The organism is Sulfitobacter donghicola DSW-25 = KCTC 12864 = JCM 14565, assembly GCF_000622405.1.
Lineage (GTDB): Bacteria > Pseudomonadota > Alphaproteobacteria > Rhodobacterales > Rhodobacteraceae > Sulfitobacter > Sulfitobacter donghicola.
Map to the genome: position 1 here is coordinate 1421607 of NZ_JASF01000005.1, position 25357 is coordinate 1446963.

27 protein-coding genes are annotated in these 25357 nt (G+C 51.8%); 15 read left to right on the forward strand and 12 right to left on the reverse strand.

Annotation, left to right across the window (positions count from 1 at the left end; genetic code table 11):
• Positions 1 to 17 precede the first annotated feature (17 nt).
• Positions 18 to 338, forward strand: coding sequence for a thioredoxin (gene trxA / locus Z948_RS0107820; RefSeq protein WP_025059010.1), 321 nt, complete (start codon positions 18 to 20; stop codon positions 336 to 338).
• 50 nt (positions 339 to 388) lie between these two features.
• On the opposite strand, the gene Z948_RS0107825 is transcribed toward trxA, so the two are convergent.
• Complete coding sequence (locus Z948_RS0107825) at positions 389 to 1327, reverse strand: hypothetical protein (protein ID WP_245604560.1); 939 nt, start codon at positions 1325 to 1327, stop codon at positions 389 to 391.
• Positions 1328 to 1390: 63 nt separating this feature from the next.
• Here Z948_RS0107825 and hslV point away from each other — a divergent pair, with 63 nt between their 5' ends.
• The 3 genes from hslV to Z948_RS0107840 are packed head-to-tail and all read left to right on the forward strand — an operon-like array spanning position 1391 to position 4514.
• Positions 1391 to 1948 carry an ATP-dependent protease subunit HslV gene (hslV, locus tag Z948_RS0107830; RefSeq protein ID WP_025059012.1) on the forward strand — a complete coding sequence of 186 codons (558 nt, stop codon included), beginning with the start codon at positions 1391 to 1393 and terminating at the stop codon, positions 1946 to 1948.
• The gene (gene hslU, locus Z948_RS0107835; protein ID WP_025059013.1) at positions 1945 to 3252 is read left to right on the forward strand and encodes an ATP-dependent protease ATPase subunit HslU; all 1308 of its coding nucleotides are present in this window, start codon (positions 1945 to 1947) and stop codon (positions 3250 to 3252) included. The genes hslV and hslU overlap by 4 nt, the downstream gene beginning before the upstream one ends.
• Before the next feature lie 38 nt (positions 3253 to 3290).
• Entirely contained in the window at positions 3291 to 4514 is a 1224-nt protein-coding gene (locus Z948_RS0107840; protein WP_025059014.1) for an MFS transporter, read from the forward strand.
• Here the strand turns inward: Z948_RS0107840 and Z948_RS0107845 are convergent.
• The 3 genes from Z948_RS0107845 to Z948_RS0107855 are packed head-to-tail and all read right to left on the reverse strand — an operon-like array spanning position 4497 to position 6777.
• On the reverse strand, positions 4497 to 5090 hold the full coding sequence (locus tag Z948_RS0107845) for a Smr/MutS family protein (protein ID WP_025059015.1): 594 nt from the start codon (positions 5088 to 5090) through the stop codon (positions 4497 to 4499). The two genes, Z948_RS0107840 and Z948_RS0107845, sit on opposite strands and share 18 nt — an antisense overlap.
• Positions 5087 to 6094, reverse strand: a complete 1008-nt coding sequence (gene mltA, locus Z948_RS0107850; protein WP_037951503.1) for a murein transglycosylase A — start codon at positions 6092 to 6094, stop codon at positions 5087 to 5089. Before mltA ends, Z948_RS0107845 begins: the two co-directional genes overlap by 4 nt.
• 26 nt (positions 6095 to 6120) lie before the next feature.
• Positions 6121 to 6777, reverse strand: a complete 657-nt coding sequence (locus Z948_RS0107855) for a Tim44/TimA family putative adaptor protein (protein WP_025059017.1) — start codon at positions 6775 to 6777, stop codon at positions 6121 to 6123.
• A 104-nt stretch (positions 6778 to 6881) separates the two neighbouring features.
• Between Z948_RS0107855 and Z948_RS0107860 the strand changes: the two genes are divergently transcribed.
• The gene (locus Z948_RS0107860) at positions 6882 to 7370 is read left to right on the forward strand and encodes an FxsA family protein (RefSeq protein ID WP_025059018.1); all 489 of its coding nucleotides are present in this window, start codon (positions 6882 to 6884) and stop codon (positions 7368 to 7370) included.
• A gap of 71 nt (positions 7371 to 7441) precedes the next feature.
• On the forward strand, positions 7442 to 7921 hold the full coding sequence (gene secB / locus Z948_RS0107865) for a protein-export chaperone SecB (protein ID WP_025059019.1): 480 nt from the start codon (positions 7442 to 7444) through the stop codon (positions 7919 to 7921).
• A 4-nt stretch (positions 7922 to 7925) separates the two neighbouring features.
• Here the strand turns inward: secB and dnaQ are convergent, their stop codons facing one another.
• Genes dnaQ through Z948_RS0107885 form a run of 4 tightly spaced genes read right to left on the reverse strand, consistent with a single transcriptional unit; the run spans position 7926 to position 10624 of the window.
• The gene (gene dnaQ, locus Z948_RS0107870; protein WP_025059020.1) at positions 7926 to 8612 is read right to left on the reverse strand and encodes a DNA polymerase III subunit epsilon; all 687 of its coding nucleotides are present in this window, start codon (positions 8610 to 8612) and stop codon (positions 7926 to 7928) included.
• Positions 8605 to 9192 carry a dephospho-CoA kinase gene (coaE, locus tag Z948_RS0107875; RefSeq protein WP_025059021.1) on the reverse strand — a complete coding sequence of 196 codons (588 nt, stop codon included), beginning with the start codon at positions 9190 to 9192 and terminating at the stop codon, positions 8605 to 8607. The genes dnaQ and coaE overlap by 8 nt, the downstream gene beginning before the upstream one ends.
• Positions 9192 to 10028: a shikimate dehydrogenase gene (locus tag Z948_RS0107880; protein ID WP_025059022.1), complete on the reverse strand. Its 837-nt coding sequence runs from the start codon at positions 10026 to 10028 to the stop codon at positions 9192 to 9194. Before Z948_RS0107880 ends, coaE begins: the two co-directional genes overlap by 1 nt.
• Entirely contained in the window at positions 10025 to 10624 is a 600-nt protein-coding gene (locus Z948_RS0107885; RefSeq protein WP_025059023.1) for a Maf family protein, read from the reverse strand. Before Z948_RS0107885 ends, Z948_RS0107880 begins: the two co-directional genes overlap by 4 nt.
• Positions 10625 to 11027: 403 nt before the next feature.
• Between Z948_RS0107885 and Z948_RS0107890 the strand changes: the two genes are divergently transcribed.
• The 7 genes from Z948_RS0107890 to Z948_RS0107920 all read left to right on the forward strand — a co-directional run bounded on the left by Z948_RS0107890 (position 11028) and on the right by Z948_RS0107920 (position 18382).
• Complete coding sequence (locus Z948_RS0107890) at positions 11028 to 11477, forward strand: CopD family protein (protein WP_025059024.1); 450 nt, start codon at positions 11028 to 11030, stop codon at positions 11475 to 11477.
• A gap of 131 nt (positions 11478 to 11608) precedes the next feature.
• Positions 11609 to 12880 (forward strand): transcription termination factor Rho, encoded by a 1272-nt coding sequence (gene rho / locus Z948_RS0107895; protein ID WP_025059025.1) that lies wholly within the window; start codon positions 11609 to 11611, stop codon positions 12878 to 12880.
• Positions 12881 to 12909: 29 nt separating this feature from the next.
• Positions 12910 to 14196, forward strand: coding sequence for a tRNA uridine-5-carboxymethylaminomethyl(34) synthesis GTPase MnmE (mnmE, locus tag Z948_RS0107900; protein ID WP_025059026.1), 1287 nt, complete (start codon positions 12910 to 12912; stop codon positions 14194 to 14196).
• A 12-nt stretch (positions 14197 to 14208) separates the two neighbouring features.
• The gene (gene mnmG, locus Z948_RS0107905; protein ID WP_025059027.1) at positions 14209 to 16071 is read left to right on the forward strand and encodes a tRNA uridine-5-carboxymethylaminomethyl(34) synthesis enzyme MnmG; all 1863 of its coding nucleotides are present in this window, start codon (positions 14209 to 14211) and stop codon (positions 16069 to 16071) included.
• A complete protein-coding gene (rsmG, locus tag Z948_RS0107910; RefSeq protein WP_025059028.1) occupies positions 16071 to 16679 on the forward strand; it encodes a 16S rRNA (guanine(527)-N(7))-methyltransferase RsmG in 609 nt (202 codons plus the stop codon). Before mnmG ends, rsmG begins: the two co-directional genes overlap by 1 nt.
• Entirely contained in the window at positions 16672 to 17499 is an 828-nt protein-coding gene (locus tag Z948_RS0107915) for a ParA family protein (RefSeq protein WP_025059029.1), read from the forward strand. Before rsmG ends, Z948_RS0107915 begins: the two co-directional genes overlap by 8 nt.
• A complete protein-coding gene (locus Z948_RS0107920; RefSeq protein ID WP_025059030.1) occupies positions 17489 to 18382 on the forward strand; it encodes a ParB/RepB/Spo0J family partition protein in 894 nt (297 codons plus the stop codon). The genes Z948_RS0107915 and Z948_RS0107920 overlap by 11 nt, the downstream gene beginning before the upstream one ends.
• On the opposite strand, the gene hemW is transcribed toward Z948_RS0107920, so the two are convergent.
• Genes hemW through rph form a run of 3 tightly spaced genes read right to left on the reverse strand, consistent with a single transcriptional unit; the run spans position 18379 to position 20866 of the window.
• Positions 18379 to 19536, reverse strand: a complete 1158-nt coding sequence (gene hemW / locus Z948_RS0107925; RefSeq protein ID WP_025059031.1) for a radical SAM family heme chaperone HemW — start codon at positions 19534 to 19536, stop codon at positions 18379 to 18381. The genes Z948_RS0107920 and hemW overlap by 4 nt on opposite strands.
• Positions 19537 to 19544: 8 nt before the next feature.
• Positions 19545 to 20156 (reverse strand): RdgB/HAM1 family non-canonical purine NTP pyrophosphatase, encoded by a 612-nt coding sequence (rdgB, locus tag Z948_RS0107930; protein WP_025059032.1) that lies wholly within the window; start codon positions 20154 to 20156, stop codon positions 19545 to 19547.
• Positions 20153 to 20866 (reverse strand): ribonuclease PH, encoded by a 714-nt coding sequence (gene rph / locus Z948_RS0107935; protein WP_025059033.1) that lies wholly within the window; start codon positions 20864 to 20866, stop codon positions 20153 to 20155. Before rph ends, rdgB begins: the two co-directional genes overlap by 4 nt.
• A gap of 84 nt (positions 20867 to 20950) precedes the next feature.
• On the opposite strand from rph, the gene hrcA reads away from it, so the two are divergent.
• A complete protein-coding gene (hrcA, locus tag Z948_RS0107940) occupies positions 20951 to 22015 on the forward strand; it encodes a heat-inducible transcriptional repressor HrcA (protein ID WP_025059034.1) in 1065 nt (354 codons plus the stop codon).
• Between the two features lie 9 nt (positions 22016 to 22024).
• On the forward strand, positions 22025 to 22579 hold the full coding sequence (locus Z948_RS0107945) for a nucleotide exchange factor GrpE (protein ID WP_025059035.1): 555 nt from the start codon (positions 22025 to 22027) through the stop codon (positions 22577 to 22579).
• 43 nt (positions 22580 to 22622) lie between these two features.
• Here Z948_RS0107945 and mutS read toward each other — a convergent pair whose 3' ends face one another.
• A complete protein-coding gene (gene mutS, locus Z948_RS0107950; RefSeq protein WP_245604561.1) occupies positions 22623 to 25265 on the reverse strand; it encodes a DNA mismatch repair protein MutS in 2643 nt (880 codons plus the stop codon).
• Between the last annotated feature and the right edge of the window lie 92 nt (positions 25266 to 25357).

Here is a 25357-nt window from a genome sequence, read left to right on the forward strand (position 1 = left end):
AACCCATGGAGAGCTCTATGCCAACCGTTGCAGTTACAGACGATACATTCGACACCGAAGTGAAAAATTCCGACATCCCTGTTGTTGTGGATTTTTGGGCTGAATGGTGTGGCCCGTGCAAACAAATCGGACCAGCTTTGGAAGAGCTTTCCGCTGAAATGGACGGCAAGGTAAAGATCGTCAAAGTAAACGTTGATGAAAACCCGAACTCCCCCGCGCAGATGGGTGTTCGTGGCATTCCTGCCTTGTTCATCTTTAAGGGTGGTGAGGTTGTATCCAACATGGCAGGCGCGCGTCCAAAGGCAGCCCTGCAAAGCTGGATCGAAGAATCCATCTAAACCGTTTCAACGGTGAGATAGAAAAGGGCGCTCTGAACGGGGCGCCCTTTTTATATTGGCCAACCAAAATGTTTTAGGCGGGCTGCAATGCGTTCTTCTGCATCGGGGCGCCCTGCGTTGATGCTCTTTTCTTGTAAGAACCAATGAACATAAGCTGCATAGTCAGGCGTCGCCTTTTCCACTTCGGCAAAACCCGTCGCTAGGTCTTTCAGATCAGCCTGAACCGCGATGTGGTGGAAATCTGCCTTGCGAAACAACAGCGCCGATTTGCCGAAAAAATACCCGTTGAACGCCACGCTAGAGTTTTGGGTTACCACATAATCGCATCCGGCCAACAATTCCTCCATGCCGCCCATCTGAACAGACAGCCGATCATGGGTTTCCTCTAGCCTTTCCAAGGCCTCAATTTCAGCACTGGAATATCGCTCATTTGGATGTAGGGCGGCGATGATCGGCTTGTCCGTCTGGGCAAGGCAATGGGTGATCATGTCAATCGGGCTACAGATTTGAAACGGGCGATGATCCAGCAGCTTTCCCTGCAATGCGACATAGACGAACCCATTGCGCACTGCGGATATTGGCGCATCCGAAAACAGGCGGTTTTGCCAAAACCCGTAAAACCGCTCGGCTTCTGTTGCCTGTTTCGGGTCTGGAGTAAACGGAGCTTGCGCCACGTCCCACGACCACCGCTCGGCGCTTTTTTCGATTTGCCAGAATGGGTAGTGATAGGCGCGACGAAAACACAAACCCTGCGCATCTGGTGGCGTTTTAATATGGCTTAGGGACCACCCGCGCCCCGCAGGTACACCGCCTGCATCAAACGGCTCAAAAGCAATGTGATGACCAGCGCGCATCAGAACATTGGAGAGCTTTCCAATGAAATTATGTTTGCCCAACTGCGCGCTTTTGCACAGCTCTGGCTCCATATAAAACGTGATGGTTTCAGCCTTTTTCATACGCGGGACGCTAACGCCCAGCGCAAGGTTCAACAAGGGCTGCCCTTGTCCCACGTGCCCTGCCACGCCATATAGAATGCAACAAACGGAGGCATCATGACACAAGACGAATTTCCCGGTTGGCACGGTACAACCATCATCGGCGTGAAAAAGGGTGGTGAGGTCGTGATTGCGGGCGACGGGCAAGTGAGCCTTGGTCAGACCGTGATCAAAGGCACTGCGCGCAAGGTCCGCAAACTCAGCCCAGGTGGCTATGATGTTGTGGTTGGTTTTGCGGGCTCTACAGCCGATGCATTCACCCTGCTAGAGCGGTTAGAAGCCAAGCTAGAAGCAACGCCAGGGCAGCTAGCACGGGCAAGCGTTGAGCTGGCTAAAGATTGGCGGACCGACAAGTATCTTCAGAAGCTCGAAGCCATGCTGATTGTGACTGACGGTAGCGAGTTGCTGATTATTACAGGCGCGGGTGATGTTCTGGAGCCCGAGCACAGCATCGCCGCTATTGGATCAGGCGGGAACTTTGCCCTTGCGGCTGCGCGTGGCCTGATTGACAGCGACCGAGATGCAGAAACCGTCGCGCGTGATGCCATGAAGATTGCATCAGACATTTGTGTTTATACCAACGGCAACCTGACCGTAGAAAAGATCAAAGCATGACTGACCTTACTCCTCGTGAAATCGTATCCGAACTGGACCGTTTTATCATTGGCCAGAACGACGCAAAACGCGCTGTTGCGGTTGCGCTGCGCAATCGGTGGCGGCGCAAACAACTGGCAGACGATCTGCGGGATGAGGTTTACCCGAAAAACATCCTGATGATCGGGCCCACTGGCGTTGGTAAAACAGAAATCTCGCGCCGTTTGGCTAAGCTGGCCCGTGCCCCGTTCCTGAAGGTCGAGGCCACCAAATTTACCGAAGTTGGTTATGTTGGCCGTGACGTTGAACAGATCATTCGTGATCTGCTGGACGCCGCCATTGCCATGACCCGCGAACACATGCGCGAAGACGTAAAGGCCAACGCGCAAAAAGCCGCAGAAGATCGGGTGATTGACGCCATCGCTGGCCCTGATGCCCGCAGCGGTACCCGCGATATGTTCCGCAAGAAACTGCATGACGGCCAATTGGATGAAACCATCATCGAGTTGGAAGTCGCCGATACCTCGAACCCATTCTCGACCATGGAAATTCCAGGACAACCTGGTGCTGGCATAGGGATGATGAACCTAGGCGATATGTTCGGCAAAGCCATGGGCGGCCGCACCACGAAAAAGCGCCTGACCGTTGCGGAAAGCTATGATGTTTTGATCGGCGAAGAAGCCGACAAACTACTGGATGACGAAACAGTCACCCGCGCCGCAATCGAAGCGGTTGAGCAAAACGGCATCGTGTTTCTGGATGAGATCGACAAAGTCTGCACCCGCGCTGATGCCCGTGGCGGGGATGTCAGCCGAGAAGGCGTGCAGCGCGATCTGTTACCCCTGATCGAAGGCACCACTGTCAGCACCAAACATGGCCCTGTGAAAACCGACCATGTGCTGTTCATCGCCTCTGGCGCTTTCCACATCGCCAAACCGTCTGACTTGTTGCCAGAACTGCAAGGCCGTCTTCCGATCCGGGTTGAACTGCGCGCCCTCACCGAGGAAGACTTTGTGCGTATCCTGACCGAGACAGACAATGCGCTAACGCTGCAATACACCGCGCTGATGGGTACCGAAGAGGTAAACGTCACCTTTACCCCTGAAGGGATCGCCGCGCTGGCCAAGATCGCGGCTGACGTGAACCAATCCGTTGAAAACATCGGCGCGCGGCGTTTGTACACTGTGATGGAACGGGTGTTCGAAGAGCTCAGCTTTTCCGCGCCGGATCGCAGTGGCGAAGCGATCACCATTGATGCTGGTTTTGTAGACGCCAATCTGGGCGAGCTGGTTAAATCAACCGATCTAAGCCGCTACGTGCTTTAACCCCTTTCCATTCCCCCATGCGCCTGCAACCTAGGCGCATGGGGTATTTTCGTTTTCTCATCACCAACAGGTTGTTCTTGCTGGCGGGCTTTTTGCTCACCTTTACGTCGTCGTTTGGGCAAACCTATTTCATCTCGCTATTTGCAGGCGAGGTTAAGGGGGCCTTTGGGCTGAGTGATGGGGCGTGGGGCGGTATCTATACCATCGGCACAACCCTGTCGGCGGTCACAATGATCTGGGCCGGTGCGCTGACGGATCGGTTCCGCGTTCGGCAGCTTTCCCTTTGGGTTATGGTGTTGCTGGTGGTTGCCTGTATCGCCATGGCCGTTAACCCCAGTGCAATCTTACTGGTCTTTGTCGTTTATGCCCTGCGTTTGATGGGGCAGGGTATGCTATCGCAACTTGGGGCTGTGGCAATGTCGCGCTGGTTTGTGGCTGCGCGTGGTCGCGCGCTGTCTCTTTCCTCGATGGGGTTTGCTGCGGGGCAGGCGATTTTGCCGATAACCTTTGTTGCGCTTCTTAGCACATGGCATTGGCGCAGCCTTTGGGTATTCGCCGCCGTGTGTATCGCCATCCTAATCCCTGTTATTCAGCTGTTACTCCGACAGGAGCGCACCCCCCAATCCATGGCAGATGAAACACAAAGCCTAGGAATGCAGGGCCGGCATTGGACCCGCAATCAAATGCTGCGCCATCCGTTGTTTTACATCCTCATTCCTTTGGTCTTGGGTCCGGCAGCATGGGGGACGGCATTGTTCTTTCAACAGGTACATCTGACCGAGGTAAAGGGATGGAGCCTTGGGGCCTTTGTGGCGCTGATGCCGATCTATACCATTGCCAGCATTACGTTCACCTTCATCACGGGATGGGCCATTGATCGGTTTGGCGTGAAATGGATTGTGCCGTTTCAGATGGTCCCTTTTGGGGTCTCGTTTCTAGTGCTTACTTATGCGGACACGATTTTTATGGCTGGCGTGGGGCTCGTCATTTTTGGGGTAGGGCAAGGGATGCAGGGCACAGCAACCGCTGCGTTTTGGGCCGTATTCTATGGCACCCGAAACCTAGGCGCGATCAAAGCTGCAGCCACAGCCCTAATGGTTTTTGGTTCTGCAATCGGGCCAGGAATTACGGGGGCGTTCATTGATTACGGTGTCAATTTCCCCGACCAGATGATCCCGATTGCTATCTTCTATTTCATAGGCGCGGTGATGGCTGGCCTTGGCGTGTTGCGCTATCAGCGTGATCTACCTGTGGCGGCGTAAATACACATAATATGCGCCACCACCACCATGGCTGACATGCGCCTGAGCAATCTGAAGCACAACTGACTTCATCGGTTGCATCGCCAACCACTGCGGAACCTGATGCCGCAGAACACCCAAACGGACAGGGATTGGCCCGCCGTCATCGCGCTGTTTCCCTTTGCCCGTCACAACAAGGATCAGACGTTTTCCTTGCGCATGCGAACGCATCACAAAGCTGAGCAGGGCAGGGTGGGCGCGCTCTAACGTCATGCCGTGCAGGTCAATCTTACCCTCTGGCCGCATCTTCCCACGTTTGAGTTTACCAAAGGACTTGTTGTCCATCTGAACCGGAGATTTACGAATGTGGTCATGGATTGCCGGTGCTAGATCATGACCTGCCGCGCGGGCCTTACCACTGGGTTTACCCAGAATAACCGACTTTGCCTTGCGAATGTTTCCCGGCTCTGGTGCTGTTTGGCTGATCTCTTCGTCAAAGCGTTTTACCTCGAGGTTGCTGCGCTCCAACCGCTCGGTATTTGCACGAATACGGTCCCACAGCTCCTGATCCTCGGCGGTTAACCCGCGCCGTTTCATATCGCGCTTTCCGGTAGCAATGCATAGGCGCGCTGGATCGGCATCAATACGATCAACCGACCTGGATCGCGCAGGGTACCCGCCGCACGGCCTGCTTCATCCCCTGTGCCAAAGAAAACATCGGCGCGCTGGGCGCCTTTGATCGCTGATCCCGTGTCTTGGGCGATCATCAACCGCCGCAGTGGTTTCTTGCCATCCTTTTCGATCCAAACGGGCGATCCAAGACGCACAAACGATGGATCAACCGCAACCGTGCGCATGGTGGTGATGGACCTGTTCATCGCGCCAAGCGGCCCCTTATGTGCGGGGACTTTGCTAACCTCGCGAAAAAACACATAGGATGGATTGTGATAAAGCAGCTCTTTGCCGTCCACAGGGTTTCGGCGCACCCAGTTTTTGATCACCTGCGCGCTGACTTGATGGGGTTGGTAAATGCCCTGCCGCACCAGTTCCTGACCGATTGAGCGATAGTTGTGCCCATTTGACCCCCGATACCCGACACGCACTGCTTGGCCATTCGGCAGACGAATGCGTCCCGACCCTTGGATTTGCAAAAAGAACAGCTCAACCGGATCATCGACATAGGCGATGACCAATCCGCGCCCATCCATCACACCGCTTTCCAAAATCTCACGGCGCGGTAGCCAAGGACGGTTCGTTTTTGCCTCTTTCGGCATCTTATAGACGGGGAAACGGTACCTGTCGGTTCGGGTCAAAGAACCGTCCAACTCTGGTTCGAAATAACCTGTGAAAAGAGCCTCTTTGCCGTCATCCATCACAACAGGGCGAAACAACAGCTCGAAAAATTCCCGTGGATCTGGGCCGGATTGAGCATAGGAACAAACCGCCCCCCAATCGGGGTCTTTCATATCTTTGCAGGTGTTTAGGAAGGTTTCCAAAGCCGCCGCATGGTCGTCTTCGGCCCAGCCTTCTAGCTCGTCAAAGGAGAGGACTTGGTATTTGACTTCAGACGCCAAAGGCCCCGCTAACAGCGAGGCCCCGATAATGGCACTGATGCGGAATGCGCATACTACCCGTCTGTAGAAACCAAGAACCAATTCGGATCATCCGAGCCCATGATGCGGGCAAACACCCACGTATCTTTTTGCTTTTTAGCATCTGTGATGCTGCCTTCAACAATCTCGCCTTCTTTATCGCGGACTGCCTGTGTCAACTCTGCCACAAACCGAAGGGTCATTTCAGCTTCGTTTGTGTCAGAATCCAGTGTCACGTTTTCCAACGCCATCTCACGAACACCGATAAATTCAGCGTCAATCGTCAGACCCTGATCTTCGCGCGCTGCGACACCGTCAACAAAGCTTTCATAGATATCTTCGGACAAGAACGCTTTGATGTCGTCCAGCTCTCCGCGTTCATAGCCCATGACGATCATTTCATAGGCGCTGCGACCGCCTGCCAAAAATTCTGTCACATTGAACGAAGGTTCGATGCGTTTCATCTGGGCCAAAGCCTTCGCCTGTGGCGTGGATTCGTCGAAATGATCGGTGATGTCCAGATCCGGACCCCCTTCGATCACTTCAAAAGCTGGGCCACTACGCTGTGCAGGTTGCATAGGCAAAGGCGGCTTTTCAAAACCTTCCCGTGTGCCTAGCACGTTTTTCAATCGCAGGATCAGAAAAACTGCGATAGCGGCAAGCACCAAAAGCTGGATAAGCGGCGAATTCATAGAGACCTCTTGAAGGCTAGGCGTGGAAACAATCGTCTGAGCACCTTATGTAGGTGTGAAGGGGGCTCAAGTCCACTGTAGCCCTGAGGAAAGGAAATAATAACATGTGGCTTTTGATCGCATTTATCGCCGTTCCGGTGATCGAGATTGCGTTGTTCATTCAGGTTGGCGGGTTTATCGGCCTTTGGCCAACGTTGCTGATTGTTATTTTGACAGCGATCGCTGGGACATATCTGGTTCGAAGTCAGGGACTTAGAGCGTTGGGGCAGTTGCAAAGCTCTTTTGGAGAGCTGCGCGATCCGACAGAACCTTTGGTTCATGGCGCGATGATTTTGTTTTCAGGCGCTCTTTTGCTGACACCCGGTTTTTTTACTGATGCAGTAGGATTTGCCCTGCTGATCCCGGGGGTCAGAACGGCAGTTTTTCAGGCGATCCGTGCCCGCGTGAATATCCAAACATTTGGAGCGGCTGGGATGAACCAACATTCTAGCCCCCATCGTCACGATCATCAGGGTGATGTGATTGATGGCGAATTTATCGAGATACCAGACGATGATGCACCCCGCGGAAACTCAGGCTGGACAAAGAACTAAGGCGTTGAGCGCTTTGCCCCAACCTGTTAAGCCATCACAATTATATTCCAACCTCCAAAGAGGAGACTTTTATGGCCGAGGCCGAAGCAACACCGCCAACATCACCGCAGCTGCGCGTTTTGGGGCAATTCATTCGCGACATGTCATTTGAAAATATCATGGCTCAAAAAGGTGCGCCTAGCGACGTGCAGCCTGATGTTCAGGTTCAGGTGAACCTTGATGCGAAAAAGCGCAGCGCCGAAAACCAATATGAGTCTGCGATCAAATTGAACGTAACTTCAAAGGCAAAAGGCGCAGACACGACGCTTTTCGCGCTAGAGATCGATTACGTCGGTATCTTTGACATTCAGGACGTTCCCGAAGAGCAGTTGCACCCGTTTCTGTTGATCGAATGCCCTCGCATGATTTTCCCATTCCTGCGCCGCATCGTAAGCGATGTAACGCGTGACGGTGGTTTCCCACCGCTGAACTTGGAAACCATTGATTTTGTTTCGCTTTACCGCAACGAAATCGCGCGCCGTCAGGCAGAAGCAGCTCCTGCTGACGCATAAAAGCCTAGTCTTTTAGCCACAATGCATCGCCGCCCAACTTGCTGACAAACTCAGCATGGGCGGCGTTTTCTTTTTCACTGAGACGTGACGCAAGCGGTGTTGGCCGCGGGCGGGGCGACCACTCGGCGCTTGGTTCACCTGCTTTTGGGGCAGCCTGCGTTGACAGCCCGAAATCGGGTTGCTTACCCCCGATAAGCTCTAGGTAGACCTCGGCCAGAATTTCACTATCCAGCAAGGCGCCGTGCAGCGTTCTGGACGAATTATCAATGCCAAAGCGACGGCACAGAGCATCCAGTGACGATGGCGATCCGGGAAATTTTTTGCGCGCAATTGCGAGGGTATCAATCGCCTGCTCCCACGGGAGTTGCCGCAGCCCCATTTTAGCCAGCTCAAAGTTCAGGAATTTCATATCAAAGGCAGCGTTATGGATGATCATCTTGCTGTCGCCAACAAAATCCAGAAACGCCTGACCTACTGCTGCAAATTTGGGCTTATCCCGTAAAAATTCATCCCCCAAGCCGTGTACTTCAAAGGCTTCAGCAGGCATTTCGCGTTCGGGGTTGATATACTGATGATAGGTCTTTCCCGTTGCCACGTGACCCATCAGCTCTACCGCGCCGATTTCTACAATGCGGTCACCTGTTTGCGGATCAAACCCTGTGGTTTCCGTATCAAGAACGATCTCACGCATTTAGCTGGCTCCGAATGGTTGAAACGACCTTTTGAACCTGCGACGTCGCGTGTTCAAGCGTGTCTGTCTGAATAACGTAGGTAGATTTTGCACATTTCTCTGCGGCGGGCATCTGTTTGGCTTTTATCGCCAGAAACTGATCACGGGTCATCGTGCCCCGTTCCAATACCCGTGCTTCCTGCGTTTCATCATCCACAAATACACATGCGGTTGCATCCATTGCTGCATCCCCCCCCGTTTCAAACAAAAGAGGGATATCCAGAACGACGATATCAGATTTAACATCGGCCAGAAAATCAGCGCGATCCTTGGCGACCAAAGGATGCACAATGGTTTCGATTCTTTTGAGTGCGCTTGGATCGCTCTGGATGATTTGTTTGAGGGCAGGGCGGGAAACCTCGCCGTTTACGAAGGATTCAGGGAAAACCTTTGAAAACGGCTCAACCGCCAGACCGTTTTTCGAATAAAGACGATGGACCGCCGCGTCAGCGTCCCAGACAGCGCATCCCAGCTCTTGGAACATCTTTGCCGTCGTCGATTTACCCATACCGATCGATCCGGTAAGCCCCAAAAGAAACATTAGCGCAAAGCCGCCGCTCGGCTGGCGCGGTCAACTTCGGGACGCTGGCCAAACCAACGCTCAAACCCTGGCACGGCTTGGTGCAGCAGCATGCCCAAACCATCAACCGTGATGCATCCGTATTCTTCGGCAGTTGTCAGCATCTTTGTTTTTAGCGGCGTATAGACCAGATCAGTCACAACTGTTTCGGGCCGCAACCCATCCAGCGGTACGCGCAATTCTGCTTTACCAATCATGCCGAGAGAGGTTGTGTTTACCAACAAAGAAGCATCATCAACCATATTGCCTGCTTGGACCCAGTCATAAACGCGCACGCGGCTGCCAAAGTCCTGTTGCAGTTTTTCTGCACGAACCCGCGTGCGGTTTGACAAAAGGATCTCTGGAACGCCTGCTTCTAACAACGATGAAATCACCGCACGGGCAGCACCGCCAGCGCCCAAAACAGCCGCCGGCCCAGAGCGCGGATTCCAATGAGGTGCACCAGATTTCAGGTTTTCAAGAAACCCGTAACCATCTGTATTATCTGCATGAATTTTCCCGTCTTTGCGAAAAATCAACGTGTTAGCTGCCCCAATCAGGATCGCGCGATCTGTGATCAGATCCGCGATTTCCATAACCTTTTCCTTATGGGGGATCGTCAGATTTACACCAACAAAACCCATCTTGGGGAGAGTCCGCAAAACGGTTTCCAAATTTTCAGGCGAAACATCCATAGGGATATAGTGCCCAGCAATTCCATAGTGCTTTAGCCAATGTTGGTGAAGCTGAGGAGATTTGGAATGTGCAATCGGCGAGCCAATGACCCCAGCCAAAGGAATACGGGATAGTTCGGTCATTGGGCGATATCTCCTCGCAACGTAAGGTAGTTCAGGATTTCCAGCAAAGGCATGCCAAGAACATTAAAGTAATCTCCTTCAATGCGCGAGAACAGCCTGACACCTTCTTCTTCGAGCTTATAGGCACCTACGGCATGTTGGATGCTGTGCCAGTTCCGCTCGACATAGTCTGATAAGTAATCATCGCTTGCGTCACGCATCCGCAACCGAACGACACCGATATGGCGCCATTGCGGTTTTCCATCTTCATAAATGACAGCCGCAGACAAAAGCGTATGGCGATCACCCCGCAACGATTTCAGCTGTTCTAGTGCTTGGTCTTTGGTTTCTGGCTTGCTCAGCAGATTACCATTATGTTCCAGCACCTGATCACAGCCGATGACCAAAGAACCGGGGTTCTTTTCGCTGATCTTTGCTGCTTTTAAATCGGCTAAAGCATCCGCAATATCACGGGGCTTTAGATCCTCGGCTAAGAGAGACGCTTTGATCATCTCTTCGTCAACCCGCGCAACCTGAACCTTGTGGTAAACCGCAGCTTGGCTAAGCATCTTGGTCCGAATAGTTGATCCAGAGGCGAGGACGATGTGGACACTCATGGGGATAACTCCTGCATGATCCTAAGAATTTATTAATGACAACTTGTCCGCAATTTGCCCTGCAGGTTCAAGTGGGGGAAAACCACATTCCTTCGGCGAGTTTTTGTGCCTTTCCTCCACCGTGGAAAAGGACAATTTCTGATGTTCAAAAGGTCACCTGTACAAAATTCCTACACTCAGTTTTCCACAAACCCTTCTGACTATCATAGTTTCAAGTATCTGTTTTATAATAGATAAAATACGATTTTTAGAGTTATCAACAATGCAGAGAAACATTGTGGGCTTAACTTTGAAATTGGGGATAAGAATTTAATCCACAGAAATCTCGTTCCCTACTTAAAACAACAATCTTTCTTTCTTTCTTTATTATTATAAAGAGAGGGTAAGGAACGGAGTGAACAACATGGGTGATTTTCTGATCATGGCCTACCCTTGGGTGAAGGGCTTTCATATCATCTCTGTCATCTCATGGATGGCAGCCTTGTTCTATCTTCCCCGTTTAATGGTTCACCATACGGAACAGGTCGGCCTAGAGGGTAAGACCCACAAGATTTTTGCAATGATGGAATACAAACTGGCAAAGGTCATCATGAATCCTGCAATGATGTCGACGTGGCTGTTTGGTCTGCTTTTGGTTGCAACACCCAGTATTGTTTACTGGGGTGACATTTGGCCATGGACGAAAGGCGCATCTGTCATTGCAATGACAGTTTTCCATATCTGGTTGATGCGCCGCATGCGGGGGTTCCAACGGGGCGAAAACACAGTGACAGGGCGCCAATACAGGATGATGAACGAGGTTCCGACCTTGCTTATGATTATCATCGTATTCTCGGTGACGGTTAAGTTCTGATTGCGCCGTAGATTGACAGGTTGCCTGCTGGCGCGTAAAGAAACTGCACGACCTCGTCCGAGGATCGAAAAACCCGAATTACATTCCAGACGGACCAGCCAGCGTATGATCGCGGGGCTAAGGATATTTTCATGACACTTGAGAAACTCAATCTTGCCGACCTAAAGGCGAAATCTCCGAAAAGCCTGCTGGCCATGGCCGAAGAGCTAGAGATTGAAAACGCATCCACCATGCGTAAAGGCGAGATGATGTTCCAAATTCTGCGCGAACGCGCGGATGAGGGGTGGGAAATTTCTGGCGATGGTGTGATTGAAGTGTTGCAAGACGGGTTTGGTTTCTTGCGCTCTCCCGAAGCGAACTACCTTCCTGGTCCAGATGATATTTACGTGTCACCTGACATGATCCGCCAGCACTCCTTGCGCACTGGGGATACCATCGAAGGGTTGATTAAAGCCCCAGATGATAACGAGCGCTACTTTGCGCTTACTCAGGTTACGCAAATCAACTTTGAAGAACCAGAAAAGGCCCGTCATAAGGTTGCGTTTGAAAACCTCACGCCGCTTTACCCTGATGAGCGTCTGAACATGGAAGTAGATGATCCGACGGTCAAAGACCGTTCAGCGCGGATTATTGATCTGGTTGCGCCAATTGGTAAGGGCCAGCGTTCGCTGATTACTGCTCCGCCACGGACAGGTAAAACGGTTCTGTTGCAGAATATCGCCAACTCGATCGAGAAAAATCACCCTGAGTGCTATTTGATCGTTCTGTTGATTGATGAACGGCCAGAGGAAGTTACGGACATGCAGCGCTCGGTTAAGGGTGAGGTTGTGTCCTCTACCTTTGATGAGCCGCCATCGCGCCACGTGGCTGTATCTGACATGGTTATCGAAAAAGCCAAGCGTCTGGTCGAGCACAAGCGCGATGTTGTCATTTTGTTGGATTCGATTACCCGTCTGGGCCGCGCGTTCAACACTGTTGTGCCGTCTTCTGGTAAAGTTCTGACAGGTGGTGTGGATGCCAATGCTCTGCAGCGCCCTAAACGGTTCTTTGGTGCTGCCCGTAACATCGAAGAAGGTGGATCGCTGACAATCATTGCAACCGCGCTGATTGATACAGGATCACGGATGGACGAAGTGATCTTTGAAGAATTCAAAGGTACTGGTAACTCGGAAATCATTCTGGATCGTAAGATTGCCGACAAGCGCGTCTTCCCTGCGATTGATATTCTGAAGTCGGGTACGCGGAAAGAAGACCTGCTGATCGACAAGGTTGACCTGCAAAAGACATTTGTCTTGCGTCGTATCCTCAACCCAATGGGGACAACGGATGCGATTGAATTCCTGATTTCGAAGCTGAAACAGACCAAGACAAATTCAGACTTCTTCGACTCGATGAATACGTAATTAACACATAAATTCAAAGGCTTAGGTCTATGGATACTATTTTCGCCCAAGCTACCGCACTGGGCCGCGCAGGGGTGTCCATTGTGCGGGTTTCTGGTCCGTTGGCCCATGAAATCTGTACCGATCTGGTTGGGAAGTTGCCTGAGGCGCGTTCATCTGCGCTTAGAATGGTGCGGGATACTGCTGGGGAGTATATAGATCAGGCGCTTGTTTTGCGATTTGACGGGCCTGATAGCTTTACAGGTGAAGATGTTGTCGAACTTCACCTGCACGGCAGTATCGCAATCATGCGCCGTGTTCTTGATTTGCTCGGAAGTTTTGACGGAGCGCGATTAGCGGAAGCGGGAGAGTTTACGCGGCGCGCCTTGGATAATGGCCAGATGGATTTGGTGCAGGTCGAAGGGCTGGCTGACCTCATCGAAGCGGAAACAGAAGCCCAAAGAAAACAAGCTCTCCGTGTTCTATCAGGCGTATTAGGGTCAAAAGTAGATGATTGGCGCAGGTCATTGATCCGTGCGGCTGCGCTGATGGAAGCGACCATTGATTTTGCTGATGAAGAGGTTCCTGTCGACGTCAGTGACGAGGTCCGCGCTCTACTTCAACAGGTCGATCACGAGCTAGAAGCAGAGATCAAAGGCACCAAGTCGGCTGAAAGAATACGCACAGGTTTTGAGGTTGCTATCATTGGCGCCCCTAACGTGGGTAAGTCGACATTGCTAAATCGTTTAGCTGGCCGAGAGGCAGCGATCACGTCTAATGTGGCGGGCACGACCCGTGATGTGATCGAAGTTCGAATGGATATTGGGGGCCTACCAGTGACGCTGCTAGATACCGCCGGTATTCGGGAAAGCGAAGATGAGATTGAGACATTGGGCGTTGAATTGGCTCTTAGGCGGGCGAATGATGCTGATTTGAGGATTTTCCTTTTGGATAGCGGGGATAACCCACCATTTGAGCCTAAAGAATGCGATATCATATTGTATTCAAAAGGAGATTTAACCGATGAGCCTTATCCTTCAATATCGGGAAAGACGGGTAAGGGGATAGAGGAAACTCTGGAAAATATCCAAGGTATTCTGGAAGAACAGGCGTCAGGCGCAGGTTTAGCCACGCATGAACGGCATGCGCGTGCAATGCAGGACGCAAGAGGTGGTCTTTTAACGGCCATAGGATTGCTTGATCGGGGTCCTGATTTTTATGATTTGGCAGCGGCGGAACTTCGCTTGGGAATTCATGCCTTGGAGGTCTTAGTTGGTCGCATTGATACGGAGAATCTGCTAGATGAGATATTCTCGAGCTTTTGTATTGGTAAGTAGGGATTGTTTCACGTGAAACATTTTGATGTCATTGTTGTTGGTGGAGGTCATGCAGGTGCTGAGGCAGCCCATGCTGCTGCACGGATGGGTAAAAGAACGGCTTTGGCGACGATGACAAAAGACTCGATAGGGGTCATGTCATGCAATCCGGCAATTGGGGGCTTAGGGAAAGGTCACCTTGTTCGAGAAATTGACGCCTTGGATGGTGTTATGGGACGGGTTGCTGATCGGTCTGGGATTCAATTCAGGTTATTAAACCGAAGAAAAGGCCCAGCGGTGCAAGGGCCAAGGACACAAGCAGATCGAAAGCTCTATCAAACGGCGATGTTAGAGGAAATTGAAGCCCATCCCTTGATCACAATAATCGAGGGTGAGGTAGTTGATTTCCTGATGGATGGGGAAAGAGTATCTGGCGTGGAACTAGCTGATGGTTCCGAACACCCCTCGGCCGCTGTGATTTTAACGACAGGAACCTTTTTAAGAGGTGTTATTCACATTGGTGACGTCCAAAAAGAGGGCGGCAGAATGGGGGACCCATCTTCTGCTAAGCTTGCTAAAAGAATGGACGATTTTAACCTAGGCCTTGGCCGGCTTAAAACGGGTACTCCTCCACGGTTGGATGGCAGAACCATCAATTGGGATGGGCTGGATATGCAGGCCGCTGATGACGTCCCGACTTTGTTTTCGTTTATGTCAACAAAAGCAGAAGCACAGCAAATATCCTGTGGAATTACCCACACGAACCAAAAGACACATGATATTATTCGCGAAAATCTTTCGCGTTCTGCTATGTACGGTGGGCATATTGATGGCATTGGACCGCGATATTGTCCCTCGATTGAAGATAAAGTTGTCCGTTTTGCGGATAAAGAATCCCATCAGGTTTTTTTAGAGCCGGAAGGCTTGGATGATCCGACTATATATCCGAATGGGATATCTACTTCGCTCCCTGTTTCGGTGCAGGAAGAATATGTTCGGTCCATTGTTGGCTTGGAAAAGGTCGAAATTCTCCAGCCAGGTTATGCGATTGAATACGACTACGTTGATCCACGGGTACTAAGCCAGACGTTGGAGCTTAAATCTGTCCCGGGTTTGTACCTTGCTGGGCAGATAAATGGCACAACAGGTTACGAAGAGGCCGCCGCCCAAGGGTTGGTTGCTGGTTTGAATGCTGCATTGGCTGTTTCTGGCAAGGAACCCGTGATTTTTAGCCGTACCAATAGCTATATCGGCGTTATGATTGATGATCTGACAACACGTGGCGTTGCTGAACCCTATCGAATGTTCACCTCTCGTGCTGAATTTCGTCTTTCGTTACGGGCTGATAACGCAGACCAGCGCCTTACAGAAATGGGTATTGAGCTTGGCTGTGTGTCGCATGATCGGCGAGTAGCGTTTCTGCAAAAGATGGAAGACCTTCAAACCTGCCGTGGTATTTTGGAAGCGAAAACGTTCACCCCGAAAGAGGCAAAATCCGTTGGTATTTCCATTAATCAGGATGGGCAAAGACGAACTGGCTTCCAACTTCTGTCCTTTCCGGATGTGAATTTTGAACATCTCCGGTCTTTGAATAGTGATCTTGTCACTGTCGACGAAAAAATTGCAGATCAAGTGTCCAAAGATGCCCTATATTCCAATTACATTAGCCGTCAGGCAAAGGATGTGGCCTTGCTGCGCAAAGATGAAGCTGAAAAGATACCAGATTCCTTTGATTACGATGGGATAGATGGTTTATCTAACGAACTGAAATCCAAGCTTAAAGCAGCTGAACCGGAAAACCTGGCTCAGGCGGCGCGTTTGGATGGTATGACGCCAGCTGCTTTGACGTTGATACTTGCGATGATACGCAGGGGACATGGGAAGAAATCAGCCTGATGATCACTGATAGCCTGAAAGATGTTTCACGTGAAACAATGGAGCAGCTTCGAGCTTATGAAGCTCTCGTTCAGAAATGGACGAAGAAGATAAATCTTGTTTCATCTAAAGATGCTGGCCAAATTTGGGAACGGCATATTGTGGATTCTATCCAGATATACAGCCTTGCACCTGATAACGGGGATTGGCTTGATATTGGGAGTGGGGGCGGCTTTCCGGGGATTGTTGCGGCGATCCTCGCAAAAAGGGAAAACGCAGATCGTTCCTTTACTTTGATTGATAGCGATCAGCGAAAATGTGCGTTTCTTCGAACAGCAGCACGCGAATTAGGCCTAAATGTCAAAGTTCATGCCGAACGGGTCGAAAAAATTGCACCTCTGAATGCGAAAATACTGTCTGCTCGGGCACTTGATAGTTTGGACGGGTTATTGGCCTTTGCCGAACTGCACCTATCCGCTGATGGCATAGCGCTGTTTCCAAAGGGTGCAAATTGGGAAAAAGAGCATGATGAGGCCAGCGAAAACTGGACCTATCAGATGGAAGTCATTCAGAGTGAGACCAACCCCGAAGCCACAATTTTAAAGATCAAGGAGTTATCGCGTGCCTGACTTATCCAGACCGCAAGGTCCAAAGATTATTGCAGTTGCGAACCAAAAGGGGGGCGTGGGGAAAACCACAACAACCATTAATCTCGCAGCAGCATTGGCCGAGCAAGGTCAAAAAGTTTTGGTGATCGACCTAGATCCGCAGGGTAACGCATCAACTGGTCTAGGTATCGGGCTAGATAATCGTGAATTCACCACATATGAGCTTTTGTTAGAGGACATTGATCTAGGAGAAGTTATTCAGAAAACTGAAACGGAGAACCTGTTCATTGTTCCAGCAACAGTAGATCTCAGCTCAGCTGACCTTGAGCTTTTATCGAATGAAAAGCGTAGCTTTCTGTTGCATGATGCCTTGCGTCAAACCCAAATGGATACGTTCGGGTTCAGTTATATCCTGATTGATTGCCCACCGTCTCTCAACCTGTTGACGGTAAATGCTATGATCGGATCAGATTCCGTTTTGGTTCCTTTGCAGAGCGAATTTTTTGCGCTCGAAGGTCTCTCCCAGCTTATGCTGACAATTCGCGAAGTTAGGCAGACAGGAAATAAGGATCTGCGGATCGAAGGGGTGGTTTTGACCATGTACGATCGTAGAAATAACTTGTCCCAGCAGGTAGAACAGGACGCCAGAGATAACCTTGGGGATTTGGTTTTTAAGACGATGATCCCCCGAAACGTCCGAGTTAGTGAAGCTCCTAGCTTTGCAATGCCTGTTTTGGGCTACGACAGCCAGTCGAAAGGCGCGCAAGCCTATCGCGATTTAGCGAAAGAACTGATGACGAATAATCAAATTGCAACGAAAGAGGTCCAAAATGTCGAATAAGCAGGAACGCAAACGCGGACTAGGTCGAGGCTTGTCTGCGTTGATGGCTGATGTGAATGAAACGGAAACGGTTGCGGCCAAAGGCCCGGCTGCTGCGGATCAATTGGTTCCAATAGAACGGATTGCCCCAAATCCAGATCAACCCCGAAAGCAGTTTGTACAGGATGATCTGGATGATCTTGCAGCGTCGATTAAGGAAAAGGGTGTCTTACAGCCTTTGATCGTCCGTGCCCTTAGCAGCGGAAACTATGAGATTGTCGCGGGTGAGCGCCGTTGGCGGGCTGCGCAAATGGCCCAGCTCCATGAGCTACCCGTAATTGTGCGGGAATTCAGCGATATCGAAGTGCTTGAGGTTGCGATTATCGAAAATATTCAGCGCGCAGACCTGAATGCTGCCGAAGAAGCAGCCGGTTACAAGCAGCTGATGGAGAAATTCGGCCATACACAAGAGAAAATGGCCGAAGCGCTGGGTAAAAGCCGTAGTCACATTGCCAATCTTCTTCGCCTTCTAAATCTTCCGATGTCTGTTCTCGAGCTTTTAAGAGAAGGTAAACTGAGCGCGGGCCATGCTAGGGCGCTTATCCCTGCGCAGGATCCTTTGAAACTGGCGCAGCAGGTTATCAAGGGGGGGCTTTCTGTTCGTGCCACAGAAGCTCTGGTCAAGAAAGAACTGTCAGGCGGCGCAAAGCCAAAACCAACAGGCTCTGATAATTCTGAGGAAAAAGACGCGGATACCAAAGCCTTAGAAGGCGATCTTTCTGCGAACCTTGGAATGAACGTGCGCCTTTCGCACAAGCCGGGTCAAGAAAATGGCCAGCTTACGGTTCAGTACAAGAGTTTGGATGAGCTGGACGAGCTTTGCAGATTGTTGAGCGCGACCTAACCGTTCAGCACTTCGGAAATGACTGAATTAAGTACCTTAAAGCCTTGATCTGAAACAATTAATCTGTCTTTTGACGCGTGAACCATCCCGATCTTTTCAAGATGGGTTATGGTTTGCGCGTTTACAGGCTTGCCAGACAGGTTTTCATAGCGGTTTAGATCAATTCCGTCTCGCAAACGCATACCCATCAAGAGAAATTCAGTTGCTTCGTCAGATTTAAGGAGCGTTTCTCTGCTTTGTTCTGGCTGCTCTTTGGCAACCGCGTCTAACCACCGTTTAGGATTACTATAGCAGATGGTGGCATGACGGCTGCCATTTATGGTGAGGCGTCCGTGCGCACCAGGCCCAATCCCCAGATAATCACCATACCGCCAATAAATCAGATTATGCCTCGATTGGGCGCTGTCTGATGCATGGTTGGAAACCTCATATGCTGGCATTCCAGCGCTGCCGCAGATGTCTTGTGTTAGATCAAACATATCGGCGCCTAGATCTTCGTCGGGCAGGCCTTTTAGCTTTCCCAAAGCGTATCGATCACCAAATGCGGTGCCGTCTTCGATTGTGAGCTGATAGAGTGAAAGATGGTCTATTGATAAGGTTAGAGCCTGTTTTAGCTCTGCTTCCCAATCGCGCAGGGTTTGGTTTTGACGGGCATACATCAGATCAAAACTAACCCGCTCGAATGTATTTCGGGCGATGTCAAAGGCTGCCAATGCCTCGGAGACCGTATGAATTCGGCCCAACCTTTTCAGGTCAGTATCGTTGAGGGCCTGTATCCCCATCGAGATCCGTGAAACGCCGCCGTCGCGATAGGCCACAAACCTGCCAGCCTCAACAGAACCGGGATTTGCTTCTAAGGTGATTTCCAGATCATTGGCCGTGGGCCAAAGGCGTTTGATTTCCGCGATGACGTCGGCAACTGTTTCAGGGTCCATCAGGCTGGGAGTACCGCCGCCAAAGAAAACGGATGTTACCGTTCGGCCAGACGTTTCGATTGCATAGCGTTTCAGTTCGGAAAGATAGGCGGCTTTCCATGCCGCCTGATCAATGCTGCGGGAGACATGGCTGTTGAAATCGCAATAGGGGCATTTCGCCTCACAAAACGGCCAATGGATATAAATCCCAAAACCGCCTTGTTGCCAATCTTCGGCCATGTCCTGTCTCACTCAAAACACTGGGAGAGAAGTTTTTTGAACGCGTCCGAGCGGTGGCTCATAGAGTTCTTTTCATCATGGCTCATCTCGGCAAAGGTGCGGGTTTCACCCAAGGGCTGGAAAATTGGATCGTATCCGTGGCCCGTTTCACCGCGCATGGGCCAGACAAAGGTTCCGTCAACAAAACCCTCAACAACTTCGTCATGCCCGTCCGGCCAAGCGAGAACAAGCGTCGCACAAAAACGCGCTGCCCGTGGGTGAGGGGCGTTGGCCTGTTCCAAAAGATCATGGGTTTTATTCATCGCCATAATGAAATCGCGGCCATTGGGCGTTTCTGCCCAATCTGCCGTATAAACACCTGGTGCATTATCCAACGCTGCGACCTGAATGCCGCTATCATCGGCAAGGGCAGGGAGGCCCGTTGCTTTTACCGCGGCATGCGCTTTGATCCGTGCATTGCCGATGAATGTATCTTCGGTTTCTTCTGGCTCTTCCAGTTGCATCTCCTTGGCACCAACAACGGTGATGCCAAGGGGCGCGAAAAGCTCGCTCATCTCTTCGAGTTTGCCAGCGTTATGCGTGGCAATCAGAATGCGGTCCCCTTCAAATTTTCGGCTCATGCGCAGGCCGCTTTCTGGATCGCGGTAAGTTCGGAAATGCCTTTTTCAGCGAGGTCCAGCAGTTCGTTCATTTGCGCGCGTGAATAGGTAGATCCTTCGGCGCTCATCTGGGTTTCGATCATCTGGCCGCTTTCGGTCATGATAAAGTTACCATCAACGCCAGCTTCGGAATCTTCGGGGTAATCCAGATCCAGAACAGGCTGTCCCGCATAGATACCGCAGCTGACTGCCGCCACCGGATCAACCATCGGGTCGGTGATGACATCGCCAGCTTTCATCAATTTGTTAACGGCAAGGCGCAGGGCGATCCAGCCGCCTGTGATCGATGCGCAGCGCGTTCCGCCATCGGCCTGCAAAACATCACAGTCGATGGTGATTTGACGTTCGCCCAATGCAACCCGATCAACACCCGCCCGCAGCGAGCGACCGATGAGGCGCTGAATTTCGACCGTACGGCCGCCTTGTTTGCCCATGGCTGCTTCGCGGCGCATCCGCGTGTTGGTCGCGCGCGGCAGCATGCCGTATTCTGCTGTGACCCAACCCAAACCAGAGCCTTTGATAAAAGGCGGAACGCGTTCATCAATCGTTGCGGTACAAAGAACATGGGTATCGCCCATTTTGATCAACGCAGAGCCTTCGGCATGTTTGGTAAAACCGACTTCCACGGATACGTCGCGCATTTCGTCTAGTTTCCGACCGGATGGGCGCATGGGATATTCCTTTTGTTTGATTTAGCCTTCGGGATACCGTCCGATCCCTTGCGGATGCAACCCCTGCAGCTTTAATGTGGGCGCATGACAGATACATCGGGTCTTTTGCAGGAAATGAATGATCGCTCGCGCGAGGTTTTTCGCCGCGTGGTCGAAGGGTATCTGGCGAATGGTGATCCGGTGGGGTCGCGTACGCTGACCCGCGATTTTTCTGAAAAAGTCAGCGCGGCAACGATCCGCAATGTTATGCAGGATCTTGAGCATCTCGGCCTGTTGGACAGCCCCCATGTGAGTGCGGGACGCATTCCTACGCAAATGGGTTTGCGAATGTTTGTGGATGGGCTGCTAGAGGTCGGAAACCCCGACGACAATGATCGCGCCCAGATTGATGCCACCTTGGGGCGTAACGAAGATGACGTTGGCGGGATTTTGGATCGTTTGGGAACGGCCCTATCTGGCGTAACCCATGGCGCGTCATTGGTTCTGGCCCCCAAACACGAGGCACCGATCCGCCATATCGAATTTGTGTCGCTTGCCCCTGATCGCGCATTGGCTGTTTTGGTGTTTTCGGATGGGCATGTGGAAAACAGGCTGTTCACGCCTCCCGTTGGGCAAACGCCCAGCTCGATGCGTGAGGCCGCGAATTTTCTGAACTCATTGGTCGAAGGCAAAACGCTGAGTGAGCTTCAGCGGACGATCAAATTGGAAATGAACAAGCGGCGTCAGGAGATTGATGCTTTGGCCGCTGAGCTGGTCGAAAGCGGGCTGGTGATTTGGGAAAGCGGCGAGGAACATCCCGAACGTTTGATCGTCCGAGGGCGGGCAAATCTTTTGACTGAAAGCGGCGAAGTTCAGGATTTGGAAAAGGTTCGCACGCTATTTGACGACCTTGAACGCAAGCGAGATATCGCGGATTTCTTGGAACTTGCCGAAGATGGGGACGGGGTTCGCATTTTTATTGGCTCAGAGAACAAACTTTTCTCACTTTCGGGTTCATCTTTGGTGGTTTCGCCTTATATGAACGCTGATCGAAAGATTATTGGCGCGGTTGGTGTAATTGGACCGACTCGCCTGAATTATGGACGTATCGTGCCGATTGTGAACTACACGGCGCAACTGGTTGGGAAATTGATTTCCGATCGGAGTTAGAGGTGGAAGATGGCAGACCCAAACGATTTTTTAGATGATCCCGAAGCGGCAGAAGCAGAAGCATATGCCTCGGAGATGGAAGAGATAGACGAGGGCGAACTGGCTCTTGAAGAAGTCATGGCAGAGCGTGACGAGTATAAAGACCGCTTTATGCGCGCGCTGGCTGACGCAGAGAATGCGCGCAAACGCTCCGAAAAGGATCGTCGTGATTCCGAAAACTATGGCGGTTCTAAACTGGCGCGCGATATCTTGTCCGTTCATGACAACATGAAACGTGCCCTAGAAGCAGCAACCGAAGAACAGCGGACGATTTCCGGTCCTTTGCTGGAAGGTATCGAACTAACCATGCGCGAGCTGCTGTCGGTTTTCAAAAAACACGGCATTTCACCGATCGCGCCAGAAGTTGGTGATCGCTTTGATCCGAAACTGCACCAAGCAATGTTCGAAGCACCGGTGCCAGATACCAAAGCGGGCGACATCATTCAGGTCGCGGCCGAAGGGTTCATGCTGCATGACCGTTTGTTGCGCCCTGCGCAGGTTGGCGTTTCTTCGACACCTGGCTGATAGGCCCCGTTCTTCAGTGGCTATTGAAATTTGAAAGGGGCGGTCAGGTTTTGGCCGCCTCTTTTAGTTGATAGATCAGGTCCAGCGCTTCGCGTGGGGACAGATCATCTGGAAGAATGTCTTGGACCAGACGTTCAACGGCGGATTCTTTAGCTGGGGCAGGTGGCGCGACAGGAGTTGTGGAAAACAGCGGCAAATCGTCGATCAGCGTTTTTTGGGTGGCACCGCCTTCGCGCTCGCCTTTTTCCAATGCTTCCAACACGACACGCGCACGCGCGATCACTTGCTCGGGTAAACCAGCCAGCTGCGCAACCTGAACACCGTATGATCGATCAGCCGCCCCTTTTTTCACTTCGTGCAGGAAGATGACTTCGCCTTCCCATTCCTTGACCGTGACAGTGGCATTATCCACACCGTCCAGTTTTCCCGCCAGTGCGGTCATCTCGTGATAGTGGGTCGCGAACAGGGCGCGCGCGCGGTTCACATCGTGTAGATGTTCCAATGTAGCCCACGCAATAGACAAGCCGTCATAGGTTGCCGTGCCGCGCCCGATTTCATCCAAAATAACCAGCGCCCGATCATCGGCTTGGTTCAGGATCGCGGCGGTCTCGACCATTTCGACCATAAAGGTTGAACGCCCACGGGCCAGATCATCCGATGCGCCAACGCGGCTGAACAATTGGCTGACCAACCCGATATGGGCGGAGCGGGCCGGAACAAAACTGCCCATTTGCGCAATCAACGCCATCAAAGCGTTTTGGCGAAGATAGGTGGATTTACCCGCCATGTTCGGACCAGTGAGCAGCCAAATCGCTGCGTCACTATCAGCGCTTAGGTTGCAATCATTTGCCACGAACGGTGTACCCGATTGCTGGGCCAATGCTGCTTCGACTACGGGGTGGCGGCCACCTTGAATGTCAAAGGCACGAGAGCCATCAACCGTCGGACGCACCCAATTTTGCGCTTGGGCCAGATCAGCCAAAGCCGTTGCCAAATCCAGTTCAGCCAGAGCGGCCGAAGTGCTGCCGATTTCACCAGATTTCTTCAGAATGGCCTGTCTTAGGCTCTGATATAGTGTTTTTTCAATCTCAACAGCGCGGTTGCCTGCGTTGAGGATTTTGGTCTCAAGCTCGGAAAGTTCTACCGTCGTAAAGCGAACCTGATTGGCCGTGGTTTGGCGGTGGATAAACGTATCTGAAAGCGGCGGCGAAAGCATCTTTTCCGCATGGGTCGCTGTGGTTTCGATGAAATACCCAAGAACGTTGTTATGTTTGATCTTTAATGCGGTAATTCCGGTCTGCGTGATGAAGTCAGCCTGCATTGCGGCGATCACACTGCGGCCTTCATCGCGAAGCTGCCGTGCTTCGTCCAGATCTTCGCGATAACCTGATGCGATAAACCCGCCGTCACGGGCCAGTAATGGCGGTTCGGCAATCAACGCTTCGTCTAACAAAGCAACCAAATCATCGTGGCCAGCAAGGTTAGACACAGAAGTGGCGAGCAGTTGAGGTAGCTCATGTTGCGCGAGGGTTTCATTCAGATAGGCGGCTTCGGAAATACCGTTTCGGATGGCCGCCAGATCACGTGGACCACCCCGATCCAGCGAAAGACGCGACAACGCGCGTTCAAGATCAGGCACAGCGCGCAGTCGCTCGCGAATATCTTGCGCGACGCGTGCGTTTGACGCGGCAAAATCAACGGCATCCAAACGGGCGTGAATCGTCTCTAACACGCGCGAAGGGCTGGAAATTCGACGCTCCAACAGGCGCGCGCCAACAGCTGTAACAGTGTGATCCATTACCGACAAAAGAGACCCCGCACGCCCGCCGGTTAGCGCATGGGTCAATTCAAGGTTCCTGCGGGTGGCAGCATCGATCTGAACGGTTCGGGCTTCGGTTTCTTTAATGGGTTTGCGCAGCAGGGGCAGGTTTCCCTTTTGCGTCAAATCCAGATATTCGATCAATGCACCCATCGCCGAGATTTCAGCACGGGTGAAGTTTCCAAATGCATCTAGGGAAGAGACCGAAAAGAGCGAACAAATCCGTTTCTCCGCACCGGTGCTGTCAAAACTGGCCCGCGCCAAATCCGTTAGAGATAGCCCAAATTCAGTCTCTAACTCGCGGAAATTTTCACTATCCCCATCCGCAACCAACAACTCAGAAGGTGACAACCTAGCGAGTTCAGGACCAAGCCGAACAAGGGGTAGGGTCATCACATGAAAAGCACCGGTTGAGATATCCACCCAAGCCAAGGCATGTTCATCACGCACTTCGGCAAAGGCAGCCAGATAGTTATGTCTGCGCGCTTCGAGAAGGGATTCTTCGGTCAACGTGCCAGGCGTAACAAGGCGAACAACGTCACGCTTAACAACGGATTTGTGGCCGCGGTTTTTGGCTTCTGCTGGCGTTTCCAGCTGCTCGCCCACGGCGACGCGAAACCCTTTTCGGATCAAGGTAAGCAGATAACCTTCGGCTGCATGAAAGGGGACACCACACATCGGGATGTCGTCGCCGTTGTGCTTGCCCCGTTTCGTTAGCGCGATGTCTAACGCCTCGGCGGCCGCGACGGCATCGTCAAAAAACAGCTCGTAAAAATCGCCCATGCGATAAAAGAGAAGGGCATCTGGATATCCGGATTTAATCTCCAGATATTGTGCCATCATCGGTGTAACATTGCCTGCACTCATCCGCGTCTCCTTCGCATTGTATTGTCCTTACAAAACCAAAGGAGAGTAGGAAAGGGGGCCATGGTTGTAGACGGTTTTCGCCATTGTGATAC